15 protein-coding genes are annotated in these 19438 nt (G+C 40.3%); 13 read left to right on the forward strand and 2 right to left on the reverse strand.

Translation table 11 applies throughout. The annotated features are described in order from the left end of the window. Positions 1-435: 435 nt before the first annotated feature. The 4 genes from AC27JL_RS00005 (at position 436) to AC27JL_RS00020 (ending at position 5868) form a co-directional block, all read left to right on the forward strand. Positions 436-1212 (forward strand): VOC family protein, encoded by a 777-nt coding sequence (locus AC27JL_RS00005; protein ID WP_008133270.1) that lies wholly within the window; start codon positions 436-438, stop codon positions 1210-1212. Positions 1213-1347: 135 nt separating this feature from the next. Next, positions 1348-1710, forward strand: a complete 363-nt coding sequence (locus AC27JL_RS00010) for a hypothetical protein (RefSeq protein WP_487194486.1) — start codon at positions 1348-1350, stop codon at positions 1708-1710. Next, entirely contained in the window at positions 1707-4037 is a 2331-nt protein-coding gene (locus tag AC27JL_RS00015) for a fatty acid cis/trans isomerase (protein ID WP_487194487.1), read from the forward strand. The genes AC27JL_RS00010 and AC27JL_RS00015 overlap by 4 nt, the downstream gene beginning before the upstream one ends. Before the next feature lie 109 nt (positions 4038-4146). After that, on the forward strand, positions 4147-5868 hold the full coding sequence (locus tag AC27JL_RS00020) for a response regulator (RefSeq protein ID WP_487194488.1): 1722 nt from the start codon (positions 4147-4149) through the stop codon (positions 5866-5868). 392 nt (positions 5869-6260) lie between these two features. On the opposite strand, the gene AC27JL_RS00025 is transcribed toward AC27JL_RS00020, so the two are convergent. Continuing rightward, on the reverse strand, positions 6261-7148 hold the full coding sequence (locus tag AC27JL_RS00025; RefSeq protein ID WP_487194489.1) for a TraB/GumN family protein: 888 nt from the start codon (positions 7146-7148) through the stop codon (positions 6261-6263). A 669-nt stretch (positions 7149-7817) separates the two neighbouring features. Here AC27JL_RS00025 and ilvG point away from each other — a divergent pair. The 8 genes from ilvG to AC27JL_RS00065 all read left to right on the forward strand — a co-directional run bounded on the left by ilvG (position 7818) and on the right by AC27JL_RS00065 (position 16935). Next, positions 7818-9467 carry an acetolactate synthase 2 catalytic subunit gene (ilvG, locus tag AC27JL_RS00030; RefSeq protein WP_487194491.1) on the forward strand — a complete coding sequence of 550 codons (1650 nt, stop codon included), beginning with the start codon at positions 7818-7820 and terminating at the stop codon, positions 9465-9467. Further along, on the forward strand, positions 9464-9706 hold the full coding sequence (ilvM, locus tag AC27JL_RS00035) for an acetolactate synthase 2 small subunit (RefSeq protein ID WP_006793049.1): 243 nt from the start codon (positions 9464-9466) through the stop codon (positions 9704-9706). The genes ilvG and ilvM overlap by 4 nt, the downstream gene beginning before the upstream one ends. 99 nt (positions 9707-9805) lie before the next feature. Next, positions 9806-11662 (forward strand): dihydroxy-acid dehydratase, encoded by a 1857-nt coding sequence (ilvD, locus tag AC27JL_RS00040; protein WP_487194492.1) that lies wholly within the window; start codon positions 9806-9808, stop codon positions 11660-11662. A 2-nt stretch (positions 11663-11664) separates the two neighbouring features. Beyond that, positions 11665-13218 carry a threonine ammonia-lyase, biosynthetic gene (gene ilvA / locus AC27JL_RS00045; protein ID WP_203985843.1) on the forward strand — a complete coding sequence of 518 codons (1554 nt, stop codon included), beginning with the start codon at positions 11665-11667 and terminating at the stop codon, positions 13216-13218. Positions 13219-13313: 95 nt separating this feature from the next. After that, the gene (locus tag AC27JL_RS00050) at positions 13314-14357 is read left to right on the forward strand and encodes an ABC transporter substrate-binding protein (RefSeq protein WP_487194493.1); all 1044 of its coding nucleotides are present in this window, start codon (positions 13314-13316) and stop codon (positions 14355-14357) included. Positions 14358-14410: 53 nt separating this feature from the next. Further along, positions 14411-15655: a methyltransferase gene (locus AC27JL_RS00055; protein WP_487194494.1), complete on the forward strand. Its 1245-nt coding sequence runs from the start codon at positions 14411-14413 to the stop codon at positions 15653-15655. Beyond that, a complete protein-coding gene (can, locus tag AC27JL_RS00060) occupies positions 15627-16286 on the forward strand; it encodes a carbonate dehydratase (protein ID WP_039036235.1) in 660 nt (219 codons plus the stop codon). Before AC27JL_RS00055 ends, can begins: the two co-directional genes overlap by 29 nt. 4 nt (positions 16287-16290) lie before the next feature. Then, complete coding sequence (locus AC27JL_RS00065) at positions 16291-16935, forward strand: Rossmann-fold NAD(P)-binding domain-containing protein (RefSeq protein WP_487194495.1); 645 nt, start codon at positions 16291-16293, stop codon at positions 16933-16935. A gap of 54 nt (positions 16936-16989) precedes the next feature. Here the strand turns inward: AC27JL_RS00065 and ubiK are convergent, their stop codons facing one another. Beyond that, on the reverse strand, positions 16990-17253 hold the full coding sequence (gene ubiK, locus AC27JL_RS00070) for a ubiquinone biosynthesis accessory factor UbiK (protein ID WP_006793056.1): 264 nt from the start codon (positions 17251-17253) through the stop codon (positions 16990-16992). Between the two features lie 161 nt (positions 17254-17414). Between ubiK and rep the strand changes: the two genes are divergently transcribed. Continuing rightward, a complete protein-coding gene (gene rep / locus AC27JL_RS00075; RefSeq protein ID WP_487194496.1) occupies positions 17415-19433 on the forward strand; it encodes a DNA helicase Rep in 2019 nt (672 codons plus the stop codon). The last annotated feature ends 5 nt before the right edge of the window (positions 19434-19438 follow it).

A 19438-nucleotide genomic window follows, 5' to 3' on the forward strand; every position in this document is an offset into this window, starting at 1 on the left:
GATATTCATATTCCCTTCTCTAAAGCGTAGCGCCTCTTTGTGAAGAGTGTTTTGGTTGTTAGTAGCACACCGACTTCACATAAGAAAAACTCGTTAAATCAATGTGATGGCTTTTTTCTGTCTGTGGTTTAGTAAACTCACTATCCCTATACTTGAACAACTATTTCTTCATGGCTACCTGATAAATAACGTAATTAGATATACAGTATTACCCTAGTAACCTCATTTTGCCCAATTCTCTTAATACACGGAGCTAATAACCTAGACGGTATTCAGAAATACAGCCCCTGTCTTAGATAGCATCATTTAGATTTCAGCAAGTTCCTTATATCTCTCATCGACTCTTAGCAGTTATTGATCTAAGCTAATTAAAAAATAATCTTGCGTACTATATTTCAAGAGTATGTTTGATATAAAAATAACAAAGGCTTTTATATGGATAATTATCCTCAGGGTATTTTTTGTTGGTCAGAACTTTGCACACATAATTGGAAAGAAGGTAAAGCCTTTTATACCTCTCTATTTGATTGGGGTCATGATGATCAGCCAATTGGCGATGGTATTTTTTACACTATGCTCCAGAAAGAGGGTGACGACATTGCCGCTATGTACGAAATGCCAAAAGAGCAAATTCAGGAGGGTGTTCCAAGTAGTTGGTTAACTTACATTGCTGTAGATGATGTAGATCATTGTGCAATTAAAGCGAAAGAGCTTGGGGCTAAAATAATTGCGGGTCCGCACAATGTTATGGATGCAGGTCGTATGCTTATGTTTACTGATCCCGGGGGAGCAACCGTTGCATTATGGCAAGGAAAAGATCATAAAGGATGTAAACGTTTATCAGAGCTATCAACGCCTTATTGGCATGAGTTAGCGACGCGAAATAGCAAAGTAAGTAATGAGTTTTACTGTGCTTTACTAGGTTGGAAGAGCGAAGTAAAACCTATGGACAACATGGAATATACTTTATTTTTGGTAGACGGTAAGCCAATTGCTGGAATGCTGGAAATGAGTAGCGAATGGCCTGATGATGTCCCACCTCATTGGATGATTTACTTTGCAGTTGACGACTGTGATTCTGCCCTTAATAAGGCGAAAAAGCTGGGAGCCCAAGTATGTGTACCTTCTACTACAGTACCAGACGTTGGCCGATTTGGTGTTCTTTGTGATCCTCAAGGTGCTGTTTTTTCGGTGATCCAAACGAAGGATTAAAGCGTTTACAACATGCTGATAAGTGCATGAGAGAGTTGTCTTGCACTTAGCTACTTTGGTTATTGGCATTAACGTTTAATTTTTTGTTATTTTGTTATAATGCCAGTTATATAAATTATGCATGTTGAGTAGACAATGGAATTTGAACAAGATAGCAATTTAACGCTCCCGTTATTTTTATTAAACGAGTCCTTAAGTGAAAGGGATGTAGAGCAGCCTGATTTTGAAATATCAGTAGCGCTCGATGATGAGTTACTTGCTCAAATTTGCCAAAATCCCTCAGAGGACAGCAGCATAGCTATTACAATAACAAGTTATGAGCTGTTAATAGCCGATCCTTCTTACAAATATATGTTAGAACAATCACACCATGCGCAAATAACTTTAAATCATGGCCCTCTATTGAGTGTTGTACTAAATACTGAGGATCAAGATGTATTTATATCTCCGCAAATGGATATGATGCCGACCTTTGATTTAGGTGATGAAGGCGAATGAATAAACTCATAGGCATCGTTACATTAGTTATTTTAAGTGGTTGTGCATACTTAGGTAATGCTCACTACAATGAGCTATTTGGCACTGAGCAGGCCCAGCAGCGTATCGTATCTCATACTACTGGCGAAGGGGCTAATTTTTTACAGAATGTAAAACCGGTGCTCGATACTCGGTGTGTTGTGTGCCACGGTTGTTACGATGCACCTTGTCAGTTAAAGCTATCATCCCCTGAAGGAATAGATAGAGGGGTAAGCAAAGACCTTGTCTACGACGGAACTCGTTTACTTGCTACAAAGCCGAGTAGATTGTTATTTGATGCTACAACCACAGAGCAATGGCGAGAAAAGAACTTTACTCCTGTTTTAAATGAGCGAGTACAAACTGAGGAAGCTAACTTAGCTGGTAGCGTCTTGTTTAATAGTTTAGTACTGAAACAAAGCCATGAATTGCCTGCAAATGAAATATTAAATAATGAATTTGATTTTTCGCTGAGCCGCTCTCAAACCTGTGCCACTATGGGAGAATTTGATCAATTAGCGGGTGAGCAACCTCATGCTGGTATGCCTTATGGATTACCGGGCGTATCCCGTGATGAATTTAATCATTTGCAGAAGTGGCTCAAAGCAGGCGGTAAAATGGCGCATATTGACCCGCCAACAGAGTTTGAACTTGAGCAGGTTAAGCGTTGGGAAGCATTTTTAAACCAAGATGATTTGAAGTATCAGTTATCGGCTCGCTATATATACGAGCATTGGTTTTTAGCTCACATATATTTTGATCAAAAGACCCCTGATAACTTTTTTAAGCTCGTCCGTTCGAGCACACCTCCAGGCGAAAAAATAAAATTAATAAGCACACGTCGACCTTATGACGACCCTAAAGTTAACCGTGTTTACTACCGATTTTTGCATGATCGCAGCACTGTTTTATCTAAAACTCACTTACCTCTTAAGCTAAATGATGAAAAGTTGACGCGCTTGTACCAACAGTTCATTGCACCAGAGTATACGGTTAAAAGTATGCCTAGCTACAAGGCAGAGTCTGCATCTAATCCGTTTAAAACGTTTGAAGTGATCCCAATTAATTCTAAATATCAGTTTATGCTTGATGAAGCGGAGTTGATTATTATGGGCTTTATTAAAGGGCCTGTCTGTCGTGGTCAGATAGCGTTAAATGTGATTAACGACCACTTTTGGGTTGCTTTTGCTGATCCAAAAAAAGTGGCCACCCCAGCGGTTGGACAAATGATAATGCAGCATGAAGACGCACTTGAATTACCCGCCGCAGAAGAAAGTAATGCGTTCCCTATTGCTAATTGGGTTAAATACTCAGCTCTGGAGCAAAAATATTTAAAAGCAAAGGTCAATTTAGCGAATGAGATGTTTAAAGGCGGTGAGCATTTAACAACAGATTTATTGTGGAAAGGAGATGGTCATAATAAAAATGCAGCACTGACTATTTTTCGTCATTTTGACAGTGCCACTGTGGTGAAAGGTTTTATTGGCCAAGAGCCAAAAACAACTTGGATTTTAGATTATGCCTTGTTCGAGCGAATTCATTATTTACTGGTTGCTGGTTTTGATGTTTACGGCAATATTGGGCACCAGTTAGTCACGCGTTTATATATGGATTTTTTACGCCTAGAAGGAGAACAAAACTTCTTAGCATTATTACCAGAAAACAAACGAGATAAAATCAAAGGCCAGTGGTATCGTAAATCCCCACCAAGTCTTGCTGAGTTTTTTAAAAATAACCGTGAGTTTAGTCAGCCAAGCGGAATAACTTATAAAACAAACACCCCTCAAAAAGAATTGTATGCACTAATGAAGGAGGCGCTAAGTCCAGTGCTAAGTGAGCACTACGATTATAAGCAAGTACCTAAATCGTTAAGTGCCATTAATGCTATGCCGGCAAAAGCAGTAAATTTATTACCGCAGTTATCGTTTGTATTAGTAAAGCAAGATGACGATAGCCATAAGGCTTACACGATTATTCATCATAACGCGCATTACAATATTTCGAGCTTATTAAATGAAGACGGCCAACGAGCTTTTGACGAAGACACTGCAACAATCGTCCCTGGTTTTATAGGTGACTACCCAGCTTCCATTTGGTATTTGAATAATGAACAACAAGTTGAGGCTTTTGCTGAACAGTTACCTATGATGCAAGTAGAAGCTGATTACGCAGCCTTAAAAACTAAATTTGGAATTAGACGTTCTCATCCACAGTTTTGGCAATACAGCGATATTTTACACGCTACAGCAAAAAAATACCGTGGTGTTGAATATGGCTTGTTCGATTACAACCGTTTAGAAAATAGATAGTAAGCCCTCTTATATAGCCCAGCTCTGAGTTGGGCTTTTTTATATTTATAGATTAAGCATAGATATTGATGTAATTGGACTACACTTAAACCAAAAAGTTAGGCTAACTATGTTTGAAGTTGTCGCAAATATTCGCCTACGTAATCGGTGGGCATTAATCGCTATTGCGCTATTAATTAGTGTTTCTGTATCACTAATGCAGTACTTTTTTTCAGTACAGAAAAATGATGCAAACATTATTAACATTGCTGGTAAACAGCGAATGCTGTCGCAAAAAATAGCATGGCATGGTGATAAGTTATTAACCTCGCAAGTTCCTAGTACTAGTCATCAGCAGTCTTTAGATGCATCGCTCAGCCTATTTAAAGCAAACCATCAATATTTATTGTTAAAAAACGATAATGGTCAATATAAATACCTCAGCCCTGAGCTTGTAAAGTTGTATATACAACCACCTGTTGAGCTAGATTTGCGCGTGCAAAAATTTATCCAACAGGTAGAAGGGCTGCTGTATAAACAGGAAAAAATAAACCCCGATGTGTTTTCTGTTAAGCGCATGGAAGAGTTACTAAAGTATTTAGATCAAGCTGTTGGCTTATTTGAAAAAGCGTCCGTTAAAAAAGTGGCGTGGGTGTCTTCAGCCGAGCTATTTTTTTGGTTGCTAACTATGTTATTGCTTATTGGTGTATTACGTTTTGTGTTCATACCGATGGAAAAGCAGATCACTAAGGCGTTATTAAAGTATCAACAGCAAAAAGATTTTGCGCAGCAAGTGAGTAAAAATAAAGAACACTTTATAGCTCGAGCAAGTCATGAGTTTAGAACGCCCCTACAAGGTTTTGTTACCTCGATTGATTCGTTAGAGGTCAGTAATAGCCAAAAATCGATTAAAACACAGGCCTCTTATTGCGCATCAAGAATAATGGCAATGCTTGACGAACTTCAAGATTTACAGGCGCTTAGTTTGGGCCGTTGGGCATTAAAACCGTCAAATGAAAACTTACTTCAGTCATTCAATAAAGTGCTTTTAGGGTATGAATTTGGTTACAACCAAAAAGGCATTGCCTTAGTTAGAGCACTTGATTCGACACTTGACCAAGCTATAAAACTAGATCATCAACGCTTTCAGCAAGTGTTAGCTGAGTTAGTTGGCAATGCATTAAAGTTTACTGAAGAGGGGTCTGTTACTGTTAAGGCTTGTGTTAGCAATAAGCAATTAACAGTAACAATCACGGATACAGGTTCAGGGTTAACCAAGCCAGTCAGCGGGTTAACCTTTGATTCATCTAATCAAAATAATCACTTTCAAGGGTTAAGAACAGGCCTTGCAAGGGTGCAGTATATTGTTGATGCTTTTGACGGAAATATTGTGTTTGAAAATACATCACCAAATGGGGTGTGCGTTACGCTGAAAATGCCCGTTGTGATTGATGAAAGTGCACCTTCGTTTAGTGCACTGTTACCTAAAAATATGCATTGTTTAGTTGTTGAAGATAACCCGTTAAACATGCACATTTTAACCCGTATTCTTTCACAGCTTAACTACAGCTATGAATGTGCAAAAAACGGAAAGGTCGCATGCGAGATGGCAACTAAAAACGAATACCAAGTCATTTTTATGGATTTAAATATGCCAATAATGGATGGCTTTGAGGCTATTAAAAAAATACGCATTTTTGACGCTAATACGCCTATTATTGTGGTTACCGCTAATACATCAGAAAGTGATATTGCAATTACCACTCAATTAGGTGCAAATGGGCATGTTTTTAAACCTATCAGCACGCAAGCGTTAGCTGAAGTGTTAATAGGTAGCTTAAACCCTAAATAATAAATTGATTATATAGCGTTATTTTCAGCGTTAATTTAGTAAAAATTATTTGCAATAGGTAATCTAAAACGCTCAATTGGTCTTTTTCAAAGAGAGGTTCTATTTGAGAAAATTACATGTATTTTTTCTGTAAGTGGGATACCAATCCGCCATCGTACTTAATCATCTTGTGGGGCTAAACGTGTCGCCTTCTACGCTATAAAACGCCTATTTAGAAAAATTGAACAACGAAAATTCAACTTGTTATCAACAGTGTTTTTCAAATCAAAATCGGTTTCTTAATTAGTATTTGTTGAACTTAGCGCATTGATTTACGTTTTTTAATAGAGCTTAAACTAATAATATTAGCAACCCTTAGGGCAATTAATATCACCCTAGGTATAACAATGAGGTTAGAGTCGAGTAACACTGAAACCTTTATCTTTTAACTGCTTTATTAAACCATGCTGCTCTGGTAAGTGCAGCGCGCCTACTGCAATAAATAGCTTTTCGTTATTTAAGCGAGGAACAAGTTGCTCTACCCATTTGTTATTACGGTTTATTAGCATGACTTGCTCGCTTATTTCACCATAATTACTCTCGTCAAAACTCATGTTGTAGTACTCGGTAAGGGTATCCATATCGCCATTTTTCCATGCGTTTACTAGCTTAATAAAGTATTTATTAATATCGCTAAGCTGCTCGAAGGTTTCTTCAATCATTTCGTTACTTAATAGCGCCATACCATCAAACATTTGTAACTGCTGCTCTAGGGTTTCTAGTTCACCAATTTTTATGTTGTGCTCTTTAGCGTAAGCAAGTACTTGCTTGTCTATACCTGTTTGATCAGAAAAGCCTGCATTTTGAAACTCAATTTGCATCATAGTCACCATTACAGCCCAAGGTTTGAAGTTGCTAAACATAGCAATATCAATCGATTTTTTTGCAAAGTAATTTTTAAGCTTATTGTAGTTTTGTTTTGATAGTTCTGTTTGTAATGTTTTGCCATTTTTAAGCATCATTAACGGCATGGAGCGCTGTTGCATCTCAAATGGAGTCAGTTTGCTAATATCCACTTCTACAATAACGTGTTCGCTCTCATCAATCGCTTTGATAACGTTTGCTGGTAAGCCTTTCATGCTGGCGTCACCTACGTGTACGGTGCCAAATAAATAAGATGTTGTGCCGTTTTTTTCTATTTTATATAAAGCCGGTGCCGCAAAGCTATTAAAGCTATTAAAGCTAAGTACTGTAAATAGCACCATAATAAAAAAATGACTAATACGAGGTATCGCTTTCATGGTTTGTCCTTCAAATCCTGTTGTTGAGTTACACAAATACTAACCTAAATTTGCCTATACAGCAGTGCTAAATTTAGTATTTATCAATCGTCTTTTGTGAGGATGTTGGTACTAATATGTGCGCTCAGTGGAGTATTTGTTCTATTTACGTTTTTTGATTTAGTACAGTCGCAAACCGTGATTATTAAAACTATTCGGAAGGTCTAAACACTATCTGTATAAAAAAATTAATTTAATTTTTACTAAAACTCAAAAATTAATCAAACCATAAATGGTGAATATAAGAATAGTGAATTTCTATACTTTAAATTAAAACATAAAAATTCCTTTATGGTTGTATTTAGTGAATTTTAAAACCACTTAATTTGGTTTTTCGTGCTTTTTTTGAATTGAGTTTGGTGTTGACTTAAGCCGCTCAGCGCGGTACTAATACATAACAGAGTGAAAGATGAACTTTCGCAACAGATTATTTAAATTTGGTGTCAATTACATGCTTACAACTGCACTTAAACTAGTCCTGATTATTATCGTGGTGATTATTCCCGCGAGGGCTTTGTAGTGCTATAAACTTGAGCATTAAAAAGCCCTCCGCACTTAACAGTTCGGAGGGCTTTTTAGTTTTAAGGGTAAAAATTAATTAGGTTGTCACTGAAGAATGAGGATTTATTAATGACAGGCGCAGAACTCACAATCGACTTATTAGCCAAACACGGCGTAAAAGAGGTATTTGGCTACCCTGGTGGAGCCATTATGCCAATTTACGATGCGCTGTATGGTGCGCCAGTCAAGCATTACCTCACTCGCCACGAGCAAGGTGCTGGTTTTGCTGCTGTAGGTTATGCCCGCAGCACAAGTAAATTAGGTGTATGTTTAGCAACATCAGGCCCTGGGGCTACTAACTTAATAACAGCACTTGCAGATGCAATGATGGACTCAGTGCCATTATTAGCAATTACCGGCCAAGTACCGACTGCCGCTATTGGCTCAGATGCATTTCAAGAAGTCGATGTACTAGGTATGTCGCTTTCATGTACTAAACACAGTTACATGGTAGAGCGTCCAGAAGATTTAGCCGAAATACTACAAGAGGCCATGCACTTAGCCCAAAGTGGTCGCCCAGGTCCTGTGCTTGTTGATATTCCAAAAGATATTCAAATGTCGCAAGTGCCTTTTAAACCTTGGTTAGCCGCTGATGAATACTTACCGCAACTTGATTTAAACCAAGTTGCCATTGCCAATCAGTTATTAAGTGAAGCTAAGCAACCTGTGGCGTATGTAGGTGGCGGTGTACAAGCCGCTGATGCGCAAAATGAGTTAATGCAGTTTTTAAATAAAACACAGATGCCAGCAGTATCAACACTTAAGGCATTAGGCAGCGTATTACCAGATTACGAACATTACTTAGGCATGCTAGGCATGCACGGTACACAAGCGGCTAATATAGCAGTGCAAGAGTGCGATGTATTAGTGTGTATAGGCGCTCGCTTTGATGACCGCGTAACAGGTAACTTAGCTAAATTTGCCGCTAAAGCAAAAGTAATCCACTTAGATATTGACGCGGCTGAAGTAGGTAAACGTAAACCAGCTAAAGCCTCATTAATTGCTGACTTAAAAACGTCATTACCGGCACTTGAGTGCTTTGTAACCTCTAAAGCATGGTGCGATATAAATAAGCAGTTAAGCGTAAAACATGCGTGGCGCTACGATTACCCAGGCGAAAAAGTATTTGCCCCGTATTTATTGAACCAATTAAGCCAGCGTATGCCAAAAACAGGCGTAGTGTGCTGTGATGTGGGTCAGCATCAAATGTGGGTAGCGCAACACATGAAATTTAGCCACCCGAGCAACCATTTAAGTAGTGGTGGCGCAGGCACTATGGGCTTTGGTTTACCAGCGGCTATTGGCGCACAAGTAGCACGCCCAGACGATTTTGTAATAACGGTGTCGGGTGATGGCTCAATCATGATGAACATTCAAGAGCTTGCGACTATTCGCCGTAACAATTTACCAGTAAAAATACTAATATTAGATAACCAACGCTTAGGTATGGTTCGCCAATGGCAGGAGCTATTTTTTGAAGGACGTTACTCTGAAACAAACCTTTCAGATAACCCTGATTTTGTTCAGTTAGCCGCTGTATTTGGTATTCCTGGGCAAACAATTACCCATGCCAATCAAGTTGATGATGCAATAACAGCATTAGTTAACAGCAAAGGGCCGTACATAGTACATGCCTGCATAGACGATAAAGAAAACGTATGGCCGCTTGTACCACCAGGGGCTGCAAATGACGAAATGATTACGGAGAAAGCACAATGAAACACAGCCTAACTATTGCATTAAAGAGCCAAAGTATAGCGGTCGAGCGTTTTTTACGTGTAGTGCGTCACCGTGGTTTTGATCTTACGCATTTTCAGCTCAATATGGATGATGGCCACTACAATGTTGCAATGACAGTAGACAGCGATAAACCAATCCATCTTTTAACAAGCCAGTTAAATAAGCTGGTGGACGTTAAAGAAATCACTTTACAAAATTTACAGCAACAAGCTGTGTAATTGCTAACAACACAAATTTACGAGTAATTTAATAACTGTTACTCACCAATTTTTAGAATGAGGAATGCCCGCTTACACAGCGGCAAAACAGAGGTAACTATGGCTAAATTAAGAAGTGCAACAACAACTGAAGGACGTAAACGCGCAGGCGCACGTGCATTATGGCGCGCAACAGGCATGACCGACACCGACTTTGGTAAACCAATTATTGCTGTAGTTAACTCGTTTACGCAATTTGTGCCAGGGCACGTACACCTTAATCAGCTAAGTGAGTTAATGGCTGAAACAATCACGCAAGCGGGTGGTGTACCAAAAGAATTTAATACTATTGCAATTGATGACGGTATCGCAATGGGCCACGGGGGCATGCTTTACTCACTCCCTTCGCGCGATCTCATTGCCGACTCGGTTGAGTACATGGTTAACGGCCACTGCGCCGATGCGATGATCTGTATTTCTAACTGTGACAAAATTACCCCAGGGATGATGCTTGCAGCGCTACGCTTAAACATACCGGTTATTTTTGTATCGGGCGGACCAATGGAAGCGGGTAAAACGAAACTTGCTAACATCGATATTAAATTAGATTTAGTCGATGCCATGGTAAAAGGCGCTGATGAAACAGTAAGTGATGCTGATTCAGAACAAGTAGAGCGCTCTGCGTGTCCTACTTGTGGGTCGTGTTCAGGTATGTTTACTGCAAACTCAATGAACTGTTTATTAGAAGCTATTGGCCTTGCACTACCGGGTAACGGTACAACGCTTGCAACCCATAAAGATCGTAAGCAACTGTATGTAGAAGCGGGTGCTCGTATTGTTGATTTATGCCGTGAGTACTACCAAAAAGATAACCAAGACGTATTGCCACGCGCTATTGCTAACAAAACAGCCTTTATGAACTCTATGGTTGTTGATATTGCCATGGGTGGTTCATCTAACACCGTACTGCATTTACTAGCAGCCGCACAAGAAGCTGGCGTAGATTTTGACATGTCGCACATTGACGAGCTATCTCGTAAAACCCCATTTTTATGTAAAGTAGCTCCAGCAACAGCGCAGTACCACATTGAAGATGTTCACCGCGCTGGTGGCATGATGGCAATTGTGCGTGAGCTAGGCAAAGCCGGTTTAGTTGATTTATCGGTAAACCACGTTGCAGGTATGACTATGGGTGAGCTTGTTAAAAAATGGGATGCGACAGATCCTAAAAACGAAACGGCACAAAAGTTTTACCGCGCGGGGCCAGCTGGCATTCGTACTACAAAAGCAATGAGCCAAGAGTGTCGTTGGGATGAAGGCGATAACGACCGCGAACATGGTTGTATCCGCAGTGTTGAACACGCATTTAGACAAGATGGCGGCTTAGCTGTACTTTCAGGTAACTTAGCGGTTGATGGCTGTATTGTTAAAAGCGCGGGCGTAGTTGACGAAATGCTGCATTTTGAAGGCACTGCAGTGGTATACGAATCACAAGATGATTCAGTAGAAGGCATTTTAAACGACGAAGTAAAAGCCGGTGATGTTGTGGTTATTCGTTACGAAGGCCCTAAAGGCGGTCCTGGTATGCAAGAAATGCTTTACCCAACGAGCTACTTAAAATCAAAAGGTTTAGCTGAAAAGTGTGCGCTGATCACCGATGGTCGTTTTTCGGGCGGCACGTCTGGTTTATCTATTGGCCACGTATCGCCAGAGGCGGCAAGCGGTGGTGCTATTGCGTACGTTGAAAATGGCGACAAAATTATTATTGATATTGCAACGCGTGAGATCACGCTTGCACTAAGCGAGGAAGAGCTTGAAGCGCGTAAGCAAAAGCAATTAGCGCGTGGTAAACAGGCGTATAAGCCCCTTGACCGTGAGCGTTATGTTTCGTCGGCATTAAAAGCCTATGCACTACTTGCAACGAGTGCAGATAAGGGCGCAGTGCGTGACTTAGAGAAACTGGAGGAGCTGAGCTAATTATGGTTTCTCAAGAGCTCGATTATTTTCGTGCAATTATTCAAGCAAATATGGAGCCCTTGGCTAAAGTCACTGAGGTCAGTGAAATGCCTGACCTTAGCGCTAAACTTGGCAACCATGTATGGCTTAAACGTGAAGATCAACAGCCCGTGTATTCGTTTAAATTACGCGGCGCATACAATAAATTAAATAAGTTGCCAAAAGGGTCTGTTGTAATTACTGCATCGGCTGGTAACCATGCTCAGGGTGTTGCATTAAGCGCTTCGCATTTAGGGCATAAGGCAACGATTGTAATGCCTGTTACAACGCCAGAAATAAAGGTTAACGCCGTACGCGCTTTAGGCGGTGAGGTTGTATTGCATGGACATCAGTTTGATGTAGCTAAAGCGCACGCGCTTGAGCTCACAGAGCAGCGTAATGGCATTTTTGTCCCACCATTTGACGATCCTGACGTTATTGTTGGGCAAGGTACTGTAGCGCGAGAACTCATGCAGCAGCTCAATGAGCTTGATGCGGTATTTATTCCCGTTGGAGGCGGTGGCTTACTGGCAGGCATGGCTGTTTATATAAAGTCACTTCGTCCTGATATCAAAGTCATTGGCGTAGAAGCTGATGAGAGCGCCTGTTTACAAGCTGCACTTGAAGCGGGTGAACCGGTAGAGCTTGACCGAGTAGGTAGTTTTGCCGATGGTGTAGCGGTTAAAATTATTGGCAAGGAAACATTTCGCTTAGCACAAAAGTTTTGCGATGAAGTAATCACTGTGACTAGCGATGAAATTTGCGCCGCCATGCAAGATATTTTTGTGTCTACTCGTGCAATTGCAGAGCCTTCTGGCGCTCTTGCAACGGCAGGGCTTAAAAAGTGGAGCCAACAATCGCTCTTAAAAGGTTTGCATTTAGCAGCTGTGCTTTCGGGCGCAAATTTAAACTTTGATCGCTTACGTTATGTCGCTGAGCGCACTGCGCTAGGTGAAAAAAACGAAGCGTTATTAGCCGTTACCATCAAAGAAGAAAAAGGCAGTTTTAAACAGTTTTGTGCGTCTTTAGGTGGCCGTGCTATTACTGAGTTTAACTACCGTTATGCAGGGCCTGGTGAAGCGCAAATATTTGTAGGTATTGCTCTGCGCCAAGGAGAGCAGGAGCTCAATGAGCTCAAGCAGGACCTAACTCAAAACGATTACACATTTTGCGACTTATCAGATAATGAACTTGCTAAATTGCACGTACGTTATATGGTTGGCGGTAAAGCACCCGAAAAACTGCATGAACGTTTGTTACGTTTTGAGTTTCCAGAATACCCCGGCGCACTAGCGCGTTTTTTAGATACGTTAGGCAACGATTGGAATATCACGTTATTTCATTATCGGAGTCAAGGCGGCTCAATGGGTTATGTATTAGCCGGTTTTGCCATTGAACCTGAGCAATTTGAGACTTTTAACGAGCATCTAAATGACTTAGGCTATAGCGTGCAAGATGAAACGCATAATCCGTGTTTTACACAGTTTTTAACGACGCAACCTCTTTCAGAGAAAACCGCAAAGCTCGCTTCAGTTTAACAGCCATTAAAGAGCAAGTACCTTACAAGGGTGCTTGCTTTATCACCTGTTTTACATATAGTTACTGATACCGTCATTAACTTGAGGAAACTTGGTTGTTACTTAAAGGATTAATACTTGGATTGTGTTGTTTTTGTGGCCAAATTGCGGCGCAAGAATCGGTCACTCTACAATTAAAATGGACGCATCAGTTTCAGTTTGCTGGTTACTACATGGCCAAAGAAAAAGGATTTTATAAAGATGTGGGTCTTGATGTAACCATAAACCCAGCAGATCTAACAATGCCCGATGCGTTTAGTGCTGTGGCTAATGGCGACGCCGAGTTTGGTGTAGGTCACTCTGGTATTTTACAGGAACGTATAAACGGCCAATCTTTTGTAGCAATGGCGCCTATCCTGCAATATTCACCTTATTGTTGGATGGTCAAAGACACCTCTGATATTTTTCACCCTCGTGATTTTGTAAATAAGCGTATTAGTAAAGTGAGTCACAATGATAGCAATGAGTTAATGGCTATGCTGACTCGCAGCGGAGTTAATACGCGTTTGCTTAGTGTATACAACGGTGACAACCCAAGCCAAGCCTGGATTGAGAACAGGCTCGATGCGATGCAAGTTTATTTATCTACAGAGCCCTACAATATGACTCAAAGAGGTATATCACATCGCTTAATATGTCCTCAGCGTTACGGTATAGACGTTTATGCAGATATCTTATATACCACTGGGAAAATGTTAAGCACATCCCCAGAAACCGTTGAAAAATTTTACCAAGCCAGCCTGAAGGGGTGGCGCTACGCAATGATGAATATGGATGAGGCCATTGCGGTTACCCAAATACTTTACGCACCTAACAAAAGTTTCCATGAATTAGCATATGAGGCTGAAGTATTAAAAGAGTACATTATGCCTGCAACAACTAGCTTGGGGCATATGTCTATTCCAAAATGGCGCCTAATTGCAGACTTGTACGGTATTCACCAAACTGAGTTTGATAAGGTTAAATCCAGTTTTATTTATAAATATCAGCGACCGGAAAAAATGGAACTATCGTGGATGTTAATTGCAGCGATGATTGTGAGTGTTATCTCTATACCGTTGTATTTGCGCTTAATGTTTAGTAAAAAAATAACCGTTTAATGGCTGTTAATGTTACTGATACAATTGGCTACCTTTCAATAAATTAAGCTGTTATGACATTAGCCGAGCAATTTACTTCACTTGACTCTATTTTAAAGCGTACTAGCATCTATTGGCAGTGCACCGCTTTTGACTTTGATGCGATCCCTTGGCCCGAACTGCGAGGCATATTAAATAGCTTAACAGATGAGCAAGTAGCAACGCTTGATACCAAGCAGAATGAATTAATAGACTTCTTTAATCCACACATTAAGTTACTTGATGAATTACAGCTATTATGTGAATTACCTCAGGGAAATACCCTCCGATATAATTACCCTTTTTGGATTAGTAACGGCATAAAAGGGCGTAAGTTCGAACAACTCCAAGACTTTGTATCTGCGTTGCCAAACACAAAATTACCGGTATTAGAATGGTGTGCGGGTAAAGGGCACTTAGGTCGTATGCTCGCATTTAACGGTGCTATCCAGGTCAGCAGTGTTGAGTTGCAAGCAACATTATGCGAACAAGGCCAAAAAGCAGCACTGCAACAAGGCTTGGCAATGCAATTTAGCCAAGTTGATGTATTAAAAGATGATACTACATCACTTTTCAATACACAGATGCATGCTGTGGCGCTTCATGCATGCGGCGCTTTACATCAGGCTATGATGCGCAAAGCAATAGCTGCAAACGTGCAGCAAATTAGCTTTTCACCTTGTTGCTATCATTTATTCACACCTAATGATTACTTACCAATGAGCGAGCTTGCCAAGCAAAGTCAGCTTAGGTTAACTCACCGCGATTTAAAACTAGCCTTGCAAGAAACAGTAACCGCGGCAACTCGTGTTGATAAAATACGAAAAACAGAACTTGAGTGGCGGCTGGGCTTTGATGCACTCAGGAGATCAATTACTAATGAATTACACTATGTTAGTGTTCCCTCTGTTAATAAGGCCGTGTTCTCAGGTTCATTTAAATCATTTTGTGAGTGGGCGGGCGATAAAAAAGCCTTGAAAATACCGCAAGATATTGATTATGAGTATTTTTTATCTGTGGGTGTGGCTCGAAAAAAGGTCACTGACAGAGTTGAACTGGTTCGACATGTGTTCAGAAGAGCAATTGAGGTTTGGCTTGTGCTCGATCGTGCTTTATATTTGCAACAGCATGGCTATCAAGTAAGTATTAAAACCTTTTGTGAAAAGCAGTTAACGCCTCGGAATATTTTAATTCTTGCCAATACTAACCCTTCAACCAATAACCAGTCGTTTTGGCTTAATAAGAGATGCAATGAGAAAATTAAAAAATTTGTTCGATAATAATAAAAACTGGGCTGCGCGAACAAGCGAAGCGAATCCAGAGTTTTTTAAAATTTTATCTATGCAGCAAAACCCTGAGTACTTATGGATTGGTTGTTCAGACTCTCGTGTACCCGCAAACCAAATAGTTGATTTATTACCCGGAGAATTATTTGTACACCGTAATGTAGCAAATGTCGTTGTACATACCGATCATAACTGTTTATCTGTTATGCAGTATGCGGTAGAAGTACTAAAAGTTAAACACATAATGGTCGTTGGCCATTATGGGTGCGGTGGCGTTCAAGCTGTACTAAGTGATGCAAAGTTTGGTTTTATTGATAACTGGCTTCGACATGTTGGCGATGTAAAAGAAAAGCACATAGAGCAACTTAACAGCATTGACGAAGAGCAGCGCTTAAGTCGCCTTATTGAGCTTAATGTAATAGAACAAGTACGCAATGTATGCCGTACCAATATTGTGCAAGATGCATGGGAGCGCGGCCAAGATTTAACAATACATGGTTGGGTTTATGGTTTAGAAAACGGCCACTTACATGATTTAGAAGCCGTTGTTACGTGCGCGGAAGAAGAGTCGGACAGTTATAAACGTGCAATACAACATGTTTTTAAAAAAGCAGGTTGTGAGTAAATAAATGACAAAAACGGCGGTTGTTATTGGCGCAACAGGTTTAGTTGGGTCTGAGCTTTTAACGGCATTACTCAGTTGCGCTGAGTATAGTCAGGTTGTAGCCATAACACGCCGAGCGTTACCACTTTCCCATACTAAGCTAACTAATCACGTTATTGATTTTGAAAAGTTGACTCAATACAGCGATTTCTTTAAAGGTGATGTGTTTTTTTCGTGCTTAGGGACAACGCTTAAGCAAGCGGGCTCTGTAGATGCGCAGCGTAAAGTGGATTTTGACTATCAATTTATCGCCGCACAACTTGCAGCATGCAATGGCATAAGCCATTATTGTTTAGTGTCATCAAGTGGTGCTAACGCAAACAGCAATAGCGCTTATTTAAAAATGAAGGGGCAGCTAGAGCAACAGGTTGTGCCATTAGCATTTAATAAAATAAGCATTTTTCAACCGTCGTTGTTAATAGGTGAGCGAGATCACTTTAGGTTAGCTGAAAAAGTTGGCAGTGTGATTTTACCATTGCTTACAAAAATTGGTTTTTTAAAGCGTTATAAACCTATAACAGGAAAGCAAGTTGCTTTAAAAATGTTAGCGGTGAGCCTAGAGCAAAAAGAGGCGCAAAAATATTATGTGCTTGATGAGCTATTTATCTAGATTTTTGTTACACATAAAAAGCAGCTCAGGCTGCTTTTTTATGCGTTGAATTAATTATTCTGCGTTTGTATTTTCGTTTAGTTGCTGTTCAAGAATAGCGACTTTAGCTTCTAGCTCAGTTAGTTTTTCGCGTGTACGAATAAGTACTTGGCTTTGAATATCAAATTCTTCTCGGCTAACAAAGTCCATCTCAGCAAGTTTGTTTTGTAAAACTTGCTTTGTTTTACCTTCTAGCGTGTCTGCTAAATTTTTTACACCTTGTGGCATATTACTCGTAATTTGCTTAGCAATTTCTTCTAGTTTTGCTGGGTTGATCATAATTGTCCCTTCGGCCTTGCCTAAAATGAATATAACTAATATTACCTTATACCCACTTCATTTAACACATGATCATGTTTAGGTAATTAATTATGGCAATTGCTATGCCTGTAGGAATGGTTACGTTAAAATTGCGCGTCTTTTAAATCTTTCTGGTCGTTATGAAACTCAATCCAAAACAAGATGAAGCAGTAAAATACATTAGTGGTCCATGTCTAGTACTTGCTGGTGCCGGTTCTGGAAAAACCCGCGTTATTACAAACAAAATTGCTTACTTAGTGCAAAAATGTGAATACAAAGCACGTAATATTGCAGCGGTTACTTTTACTAATAAAGCGGCTAAAGAGATGCGTGAGCGTGTATTACAAACGCTTGGCAAGCAAGAAGCAAAAGGGTTATGGGTATCAACGTTTCATACACTGGGTTTAGAAATAATAAAAAAAGAAATAAGTACACTTGGCTTTAAACCTGGTTTTTCGCTGTTTGACGATCAAGATACCAACCAGCTGTTGTCGGAGCTCACTGAAGATGAATTAAAAAAAGACAAAGATTTACTCAAGCTACTTAAAATGGAAATTGGTAGCTGGAAAAACGAATTAGTATTGCCAGAGCAAGCAATACGTGAAGCGTGTGACGCGCAAAAGGCGTTATTTGCACAGCTGTATGCCCGTTATCAAACCCAATTGCGTGCCTATAATGCATTAGATTTTGACGATCTGATTATGATCCCCACATTACTACTTACTAGTAACGCAACATCTCGTGAGCGTTGGCAGCAACGCTTTAAGTATTTGCTGGTGGATGAATACCAAGATACCAATACCAGCCAGTATCAGCTTGTAAAGCTACTCGTGGGTGAGAGAGCACGCTTTACTGTAGTGGGCGACGATGACCAATCGATTTACTCATGGCGTGGTGCACGTCCGCAAAACCTTGTTCTATTGAGTAAAGATTACCCCGGACTTAGGCTTATAAAGCTTGAGCAAAATTATCGAAGCGCGCAGCGAATACTTAAATCTGCCAATATACTCATTGCCAACAACCCGCACGATATAGAAAAAAAACTATTTAGTGAGTTAGGGTACGGTGAGCCGATAAAAGTTATTGGGTGTCGTGATGAAGAGCATGAGTCGGAGCGTGTAGTTGCTGAAATTATTTCGCATAAATTTATGAAGCGCACCAGCTACAAAGACTACGCTATTTTGTATCGTGGTAATCACCAAGCACGCGGCTTTGAAAAGTCATTAATGAGCAACCGTATCCCTTATAAAATAAGTGGCGGCATGTCGTTTTTCGCGCGTTCAGAAATTAAAGACATAATGGCGTACTTGCGCTTACTCGTGAACCAAGATGACGATAACGCATTTTTACGTATAGTGAACACGCCGCGACGAGAAATAGGCACAGTAACGCTTGAAAAGCTGGGTACTTTAGCCAACGAAAAACATCAAAGTTTGTTTGCTACCTGTTTTGATAACGACCTAGGCTACAGATTAAAAGGGCGAGGTTTTAACGCTTTAGCTGGGTTTGCTCGATGGATTGTCGAATTGTCAGATAACGCGGTACGCAGTGATACGCTAGAGGCAGTAAAAGATTTAGTGCGTAATATTAATTACGAAGCTTACCTTTACGAAACATCGCCTAGTGCTAAAGCGGCCGAAATGAGAATGAAAAATGTCTCTGAATTGTATCGTTGGATCACAGACATGCTAACCGGAGACGCTGATAACGAGCCGATGACGCTTGCCGAAGTGGTTAGTAAACTGACACTGCGCGATATGTTAGAGCGTAATGAGGAAGAAGATGAATCCGATGCTGTTCAGTTACTTACATTGCATGCCTCTAAAGGTTTAGAGTATCCGTATGTGTTTATGGTTGGTATGGAAGAGGGGTTGCTACCTCACCAGGTTAGTATTGATGAAGACAATGTAGATGAAGAGCGTCGACTCGCTTACGTTGGTATTACGCGTGCGCAGCAAGAGTTAACACTTACATATGCAAAAATCCGCCGCCAGTTTGGTGAAACCTCTGAAACAGAGTTAAGTCGATTTGTGCAAGAGTTGCCGCAAGATGATTTGGCATTTGAAAACAAAAAAGCGCCAAGTTCTCAGGCAGAGCGAATGGAAAAAGGGCAAGCCAGAGTCGCAAATTTACGGGCTATGTTTAAAAAACCTGAGTGAAATCA

This window comes from Pseudoalteromonas sp. 4NS20-0020 (genome assembly GCF_057554385.1).

Bases quoted from the DNA above. Each gene is read 5' to 3' on its own strand.
- ilvD (WP_487194492.1), top strand. From the start codon at position 9,806: ATGGCTAAATTAAGAAGTGCAACAACAACTGAAGGACGTAAACGCGCA.
- rep (WP_487194496.1), top strand. From the start codon at position 17,415: ATGAAACTCAATCCAAAACAAGATGAAGCAGTAAAATACATTAGTGGT.
- AC27JL_RS00055 (WP_487194494.1), top strand. From the start codon at position 14,411: ATGACATTAGCCGAGCAATTTACTTCACTTGACTCTATTTTAAAGCGT.
- AC27JL_RS00010 (WP_487194486.1), top strand. From the start codon at position 1,348: ATGGAATTTGAACAAGATAGCAATTTAACGCTCCCGTTATTTTTATTA.
- AC27JL_RS00005 (WP_008133270.1), top strand. From the start codon at position 436: ATGGATAATTATCCTCAGGGTATTTTTTGTTGGTCAGAACTTTGCACA.
- ubiK (WP_006793056.1), bottom strand. From the start codon at position 17,253: ATGATCAACCCAGCAAAACTAGAAGAAATTGCTAAGCAAATTACGAGT.
- AC27JL_RS00065 (WP_487194495.1), top strand. From the start codon at position 16,291: ATGACAAAAACGGCGGTTGTTATTGGCGCAACAGGTTTAGTTGGGTCT.
- ilvG (WP_487194491.1), top strand. From the start codon at position 7,818: ATGACAGGCGCAGAACTCACAATCGACTTATTAGCCAAACACGGCGTA.
- AC27JL_RS00025 (WP_487194489.1), bottom strand. From the start codon at position 7,148: ATGAAAGCGATACCTCGTATTAGTCATTTTTTTATTATGGTGCTATTT.
- ilvA (WP_203985843.1), top strand. From the start codon at position 11,665: ATGGTTTCTCAAGAGCTCGATTATTTTCGTGCAATTATTCAAGCAAAT.
- AC27JL_RS00015 (WP_487194487.1), top strand. From the start codon at position 1,707: ATGAATAAACTCATAGGCATCGTTACATTAGTTATTTTAAGTGGTTGT.
- ilvM (WP_006793049.1), top strand. From the start codon at position 9,464: ATGAAACACAGCCTAACTATTGCATTAAAGAGCCAAAGTATAGCGGTC.
- AC27JL_RS00020 (WP_487194488.1), top strand. From the start codon at position 4,147: ATGTTTGAAGTTGTCGCAAATATTCGCCTACGTAATCGGTGGGCATTA.
- can (WP_039036235.1), top strand. From the start codon at position 15,627: ATGAGAAAATTAAAAAATTTGTTCGATAATAATAAAAACTGGGCTGCG.